The organism is Streptomyces otsuchiensis (assembly GCF_004305975.1).
GTDB classification, from domain to species: Bacteria; Actinomycetota; Actinomycetes; order Streptomycetales; family Streptomycetaceae; genus Streptomyces; species Streptomyces otsuchiensis.
This window is the reverse complement of the sequence record NZ_BHZI01000329.1, coordinates 1-5,954: the sequence shown is the minus strand read 5'-3', so window position 1 is coordinate 5,954 and position 5,954 is coordinate 1. Positions and strand designations below refer to the sequence as shown.

Genomic DNA, 5,954 nt, shown 5'->3' with positions numbered 1-5,954 from the left:
CGTCTACCAGGAGCTTTCTTCATGTCCGCCGCCGGGGCCCGCAGCTCGACCACCCGTCAGGTTGGAAGGGGCTCAGTGGTCAACCGCGGTACGGACTGGCCCGAGGCTGCACGCGACAGCGTGGTCGCGTGCAGCCCAGTCCGTGCCGCGAGCTCGGCATAGGTCAACCCGGCTTCGTAACGAGCGTCACGCATGAGCTCCGCCAAGCGGAGCAGCGCTCGGTTGCGGCCAGGGATCGGCTTCTCCGCCCGCCCCACGGTTCCGCGCCCTAGCCGGCCGAATCCGGCCGACCCGACGACAGCTGCCCGCCGCGCCGAGGCCGTCCCAGACCGATCACTGTCGCTGCCGAACCGCTCGCCGCAGCGAGACACACGGCGACATCCTGCGCGGCGCCCCCGACCAGCACCAAGACCACCATGGCGATGACAAAGACCACCACGATGATGACCTGCCCGACGTCGGCCGAACCGTACCCCGCACCGTGCACGACACACCGCGCCTCAGCTACAGCCATATCCCACCTCCTGTAGACAAGGTGCGCACCGGTAGTGAACCGGCGGTGCGCACCTTGAAGTTGCTCCAACCGCTGCACCCGGCGGTTGGCGCCGCCGCGTGTGCAGTGGAACGAATCCTGTCAGGCGAATGGAGCAATTCGCCAACCGGGACGGTTTTTGATGCAGTGTTGTCCCAGGAAGCTGTCTGATCCTGCGACCCGTATGCTCTGGCCAATGCTGCTCTGAGCTGGACTCTTGAAGAGCCGCACGTCTCCCTGCTTCACTCGTAGCACATGCTCCCGACAGCTGGATTGATGCAACGGTGCCCAAACTTCGCTTGCAGGCATGCAGCCCTGGCTGACAGCATTCTGGACTCGTACGACACCTCGTACCCCCTGTAGCTGAAGGCTCCAACCGCTGCACTCAGGGAAAGGGCTGTCCAGTGTTGGCGCGCTGGCCAGCAAGACGGGCTGACCTCTCGGTCAGCCCGTCTGTTTGCGCGACCGCTTCTGTTGGTTCTTTTTCGATCCTCTCGAAGAAACGTCCGCCACTTGCGAGCGTCGGGCGGTGGCCCCCAGCGAATGGTCGCTGTTGGCGCTCCAGATGCGGACGCCGGCCCCGACAGCTACAGGCACCACCGCCCCGTGTCAGCCCAACGCCCAACCCACGGCCAAACACCGCCGCCACCCGCCGACGTGCCCCCACCTCGCTACCGGAACACGACCACGCCACCGACCGGCCCTGCCCGATCAGGCGAGGCGGCGGTGGACCCGGGGTGGCATCGCGGGCAGGGTCCCGGTGATCACCACCGGGACCGCCTCCAGGAGCGCGGAGAGCACGGCGGGCCACCGGCTGCCGGGGTCGTCCACCCACATCCGCGCGCCGAGGTCCAGGCCCGCGTCGGCGGCGGCCAGCGGCCCCAGGTCCGGCATCCCCACCACCGCCCACCCGGCCGTGCCGTACCGCTGCCCGGCCGCCTCCCGGGCCGCGTCGGCGGCCAGCGCCAGCAACAGCGGCACGTCCCCGCCCGCACTCGCCGCCGTGCCCGGAGCGAGCCTCCCGCCCGGCAGCAGGACGGACAGCGGCCGGACCGCGTCCCCGCCGCTGTGCGGGTGGGAGGTAGCGGCCGGGGCGGGCATCGGCTGGTTCAGCACCCACCCATAGTCGCACGTATATTCGATTTGATTGGGTTGGGTTCGCCCCCGCCGCGCGGGCCGTGTTCGTCGTGGCCACGTGTCGTTACGCCAGGCGTGACGACACGTGGCCGCCATAAAACCCAAGGCGCCCGAGCCCGCCGGATCCTCACGAGCGTGACGATCAGCGGCCGGTGGCGAAGCCCTGACCCGGCCGTACTGATTCGGCGCGCCGAGGCCGCCGCGATCGAGACCGCGTCGTCGTCGCTGAGGTGGCTCCTGCCACCACCCGAGCTGACGGACCCGGCTGCCCGCGCTGCCTGGCTCACGGCGATGGTCACCGCCGCTGACCATCTCCTCGCCGTGGCCGATGACCACGCCCACGGCGAGGACCAAGAGGAGGACCACCGGTAACGACCCCGGCGGGCTACACCCCCAGCTCGTCCAGGACCGCGCGCTGCTCTTCGGTGAGGCCGGCCTTCCGGGAGCGGGTGTTGGCGCGCCAGATCCCGAGCTTTACCGTCACTCCTGGCCGTTGATGACGAAGTGTTCGATGTGGGCCTGCGGGGGTGGGGTGTCGGCTTCCATCTCCGGCCCGGACCCGGGCGGGGTGAGCTGACGCCACCTACAGCACCCGGAACCGCACCAGGCGGCCCCACCTCTCGGTCGCCCGGTCGGGCCGGTCGGTGACCGGCGCTGGCGCCGCTTCGGCCCGGCCTTCCGGCCCTGGTCGAGCGGAAGGTCGACAACGCCTTGGATCCTCGGTCCGCTCTGCTGTTTCAAGGTGCCGTTTCATGATCATCGCGGGCCGGGGAGTGGGAGCGCAGGACTCGTTGAACTGCTGCTTCTGCAACAGACCGGACGTCTTCCTCGCGCAGTGGCTCGGCAGACAGTCCGGCACTGAACGAGAAGCCTTCGATCAGGGAGTGGAGATGCAGCGTCTCGCGGTCCAGATCCTCCCTCTCGATCGAGCCAGGGGGTAGGGCCTCGAGCAGAAGCGACCGGATCGCTTCCAGTGCGGCCGACGAGGTCGCGGCAACTTCTGCGGCAAGCGTGGGATCGGTTCGTGCCATGACCCGGTATTCGACGAGAGCGGCGTTCTCCTTTCGCTCCTGCTCGCTCGTGGGGACCACGAAGGTGATGACGTCGATGATGCGAGTGGCCGGGTCGCTGGAAAGTCTCGGATTGCGATTCACGGCTCGTCGGATGAGCGTGCGGAGCGTGAATCGCATGACCTCGCCCAGGGTGTCGCCGAAGTAGTGGCGGATGCTGCCGACCGCCAGACCCGAGCGTGCGGCGATGCGGGTGAGGGTCACTGTTCGAAGTCCGTGTGCGTCGATCTCGTCGATGACGGCGTCTGCGACCTGTTCGCGGCGGAGGTCCGGGTCGACTCGTTTCGGCATGACGCCAGCATACATCGAAGTAGCATGCCTGTGCTACGTTATCTAGCATGAGCAAGCTAGATAGCCTGTCGGGCGACGCTCCCCGGCGTTCGAGCCCGGGGAGGGGAGCATCATGAGCGGTATCGAGGACACCTGGCCCGACGCTTCGGGGCCGGAGCGGGACCAGGGCGACGCACACTTCGGAGCCGAAGGACTCGCGAGCACCCTCGGGGAGACCGCTCCGCAACCGGGTTCGCCGTTGCCGCGCTTCCGCCCGTCACTCTCGCTCCAGCGCACACGGTTCACAGCCGAGCGGGCTGATGGGTCGACGATCACCGTCGACGTGAACCACGCATCACAGCAGGCGTCGATGTACCGCAACAACCGCCACGTCAGGACTGCCGACATGCCCGCGCAGTTCGCGGTGGGGCACGACCGTGTAGAAGTTGCGGCGACCCGATACGGGATGCAGCGCATCCACCTGGTGCACGCGGACGGTACGCAGCGACGGCTCGATCCCGCTCCCGGGACCCCCGAGCACTGGCGTGACCAGCTATCGCGTCGTCACCCGAGGGTGGGGCGAGCGCTGGCCGTCAGTGCGGTGATCGTGCTGGCCGTGAACCTCGCCCTCCTCGCGCCGCAACTGCTCGAAACGGCGTCCCACTCGGCGATCTGGGCACGTTACGCGACGCCGCTCGACCTCCCTGTCGCTCTGCCGGTGTGGGCGAATACGGCGCTCGCTCTCACGGCGGCCCTGGCCGGCCTCGAGCGGGCTCTCACGTTCCGCCACAGCCGCCTCTTGGGCGTCGACACCGACTTCGTCGACACCTGACGGACGCCGTCACCCAGTCGGGACCAGTGGTACCAGCCAGAACTCGACCACTTCGGACATGGCAACAGATCCCCAATAAGCCCCAGGAGGGCACTATGCGGACACGTAACCGCGCGACGACGCAACGCCAAGGCTTCGCGCCAATCGTCGCCATGGCGACTTCGGCCGTACTCCTTGTCGCCAGCTGCACATCGACCGCACCCCCGAACGAGCCCGCGCCGACAGAAGGTCTCGAGAGCTACCTCGAGCAGGATGTCGGATGGGCCGGCTGCTCGGACAGCGCCACGAACACGATGGATGAGGAACTGTTCGACAATCCCGAACTGCAATGCGCGACGATCGAAGTCCCCGTCGACTACGACAAGCCGGACGGAAACATCGCGAAGATCGCACTCCTTCGCATTCCGGCATCGGGCGAGGCGGACGGATCACTTCTGATCAATCCAGGGGGGCCGGCAGGTGCGGGAACCAGCTTCGTTGCCGCGAACTTCTCGCTCTGGCAGGACAGCCCCCTCGCCCAGCGGTTCGACATCGTCGGCTTCGACCCGCGAGGCGTCGGGGGCTCGACACCCTCACTCGACTGCTACAGCGACGAGGAGTACGACGCCGGAGACACGCCCGGGTTCGGGGCGGTGTACGACATCGCCACCGCTGCACAGGCGGCGGAGCTCGCCGATCGCTGCATCGAGGGCTCCGGCAGCGTCGAGAACCTGATCAACGCCGGCAGCGTGAACGTCGTCCGCGACATGGACGTCATGCGAGAGGTCCTCGGCGACGAGAAGCTCTCGTTCCTGGGCTACAGCTACGGGTCCGAGCTCGGCGCAATGTACGCCGAGACCTACCCCGACAAGATCAGAGCCCTGGTGGTCGACGGCGCGGTGGATCCGACCCTGAGCCCGACTGAGCACCGAAAGTCCCAGTACGTCGCCGTCCAGCAGCGCTTCGATGAACTCGCCGCGCTGTGCTCCGAATCGTCGGACTGCGTCCTGGGAGCTGATCCCGCCCAGGCCAACGATCGCCTCCACGAGATCCTGGAACCACTGATCGAGACGCCGGCGGTGAGCAGCGACGGCCGGGAAGTCACCATCTGGGACGCCTACCTCGGCATCAATGCCGGCCTGTACTCGGAGGCGAGCTGGCCCACCATCATCTCCGCACTCGGGGCACTGGACGAGGGCGAGTCCGACGAGATGCTCGCCCTGCGCGACTCCTTCTACGGCCGCACCGCAGCGGGCGAGCACACCATTGACCTCGACGCGAACATCGCGGTGCGATGCATGGACTGGCCCCGAGTCAGCCCCGAGGAGCAAACTGCAGCGGCTCGCGAACTCGGCGAGATGGCGCCCATGTTTGCCCTTGACGAGCTGACGGGCAGCAACTTCCGTGACGAGTGCGAGGCGTGGCCCGCACCGCCGTCCCGCGACCAACCCTGGGTCACTCCGACCTCCGACCTCCCCGAGACCCTTGTCGTCGCGACCACCGGAGACCCCGGCACGCCGTACACCGGCGGCGTCACCCTGGCCGAGACCCTCGGCTCGAGCCTGTTGACGGTCGAGGGGAAGCAGCACGGCGCCTATCTCGTCGGAGGCAGCGACTGCGTGAACGACATTGTCGACGCCTACCTCCTCGACCTCGAAACGCCTCCAGAGGGCGCACGCTGCGCGCTGTAGGTCGTGGTGAGCAGGGGCAGCCCCGGGCACCGGTCTTCCGGTACCCGGGGCCGCCCCGGGGCCGGGGAAGGCGCGCCACCCCAGGGCGGGCACCGCGACGGGCGGCGGGTCCACGACGTTCCTGTCCGCGTTCGCCTGCATGAACGCCGACCCCGCCTCCCGCACCTACTACGACAAACACCGAGCCGGCGGCAAGACCCAAGCCCTCCTCCGCCTCGCCCGCCAACGCATCAGCGTCCTCTACGCCATGCTCCGCGACGGAACCATCTGCCAACCCACACGACCCCACACCGCTTGACGAAACACATAGAGGCCCCCCGCGGTTCCGGCCCGCCCGCTCGCCGCCGCCCGTGGCGCACCGCACCGTCGCCGCGTGCCGCCCTCGGCCCGCCCGCCGGCTCGGCCCGGGTGCTGCTCGACGACGTCGACCAAGAGCCCCCCAC

At 68.5% G+C, this 5,954-nt stretch carries 7 protein-coding genes and 1 pseudogene; 4 read left to right on the top strand and 4 right to left on the bottom strand.

Going from position 1 to position 5,954, the window contains the following annotated elements; translation table 11 throughout:
- Positions 1–56 precede the first annotated feature (56 nt).
- The 3 genes from E0D90_RS22870 to E0D90_RS22860 all read right to left on the bottom strand — a co-directional run bounded on the left by E0D90_RS22870 (position 57) and on the right by E0D90_RS22860 (position 1,648).
- Entirely contained in the window at positions 57–257 is a 201-nt protein-coding gene (locus E0D90_RS22870; protein WP_130799900.1) for a helix-turn-helix domain-containing protein, read from the bottom strand.
- Between the two features lie 11 nt (positions 258–268).
- Positions 269–514: a hypothetical protein gene (locus E0D90_RS22865; protein ID WP_130799899.1), complete on the bottom strand. Its 246-nt coding sequence runs from the start codon at positions 512–514 to the stop codon at positions 269–271.
- 729 nt (positions 515–1,243) lie between these two features.
- Positions 1,244–1,648: an ImuA'/RecA-like NTPase gene (locus tag E0D90_RS22860; RefSeq protein WP_130799898.1), complete on the bottom strand. Its 405-nt coding sequence runs from the start codon at positions 1,646–1,648 to the stop codon at positions 1,244–1,246.
- Between the two features lie 156 nt (positions 1,649–1,804).
- Between E0D90_RS22860 and E0D90_RS22855 the strand changes: the two genes are divergently transcribed.
- Positions 1,805–2,041, top strand: coding sequence for a hypothetical protein (locus tag E0D90_RS22855; protein ID WP_130799897.1), 237 nt, complete (start codon positions 1,805–1,807; stop codon positions 2,039–2,041).
- Positions 2,042–2,406: 365 nt separating this feature from the next.
- Here E0D90_RS22855 and E0D90_RS22845 read toward each other — a convergent pair whose 3' ends face one another.
- A complete protein-coding gene (locus E0D90_RS22845; RefSeq protein ID WP_130799895.1) occupies positions 2,407–3,030 on the bottom strand; it encodes a TetR/AcrR family transcriptional regulator in 624 nt (207 codons plus the stop codon).
- Between the two features lie 112 nt (positions 3,031–3,142).
- On the opposite strand from E0D90_RS22845, the gene E0D90_RS22840 reads away from it, so the two are divergent.
- The 3 genes and pseudogenes from E0D90_RS22840 to E0D90_RS28665 all read left to right on the top strand — a co-directional run.
- Positions 3,143–3,841 (top strand): hypothetical protein, encoded by a 699-nt coding sequence (locus E0D90_RS22840; RefSeq protein WP_130799894.1) that lies wholly within the window; start codon positions 3,143–3,145, stop codon positions 3,839–3,841.
- A gap of 95 nt (positions 3,842–3,936) precedes the next feature.
- Complete coding sequence (locus E0D90_RS22835) at positions 3,937–5,511, top strand: alpha/beta hydrolase (protein WP_130799893.1); 1,575 nt, start codon at positions 3,937–3,939, stop codon at positions 5,509–5,511.
- A 10-nt stretch (positions 5,512–5,521) separates the two neighbouring features.
- Positions 5,522–5,809: pseudogene (locus E0D90_RS28665) on the top strand (IS110 family transposase); the annotation flags it as partial.
- Positions 5,810–5,954: the final 145 nt, after the last annotated feature.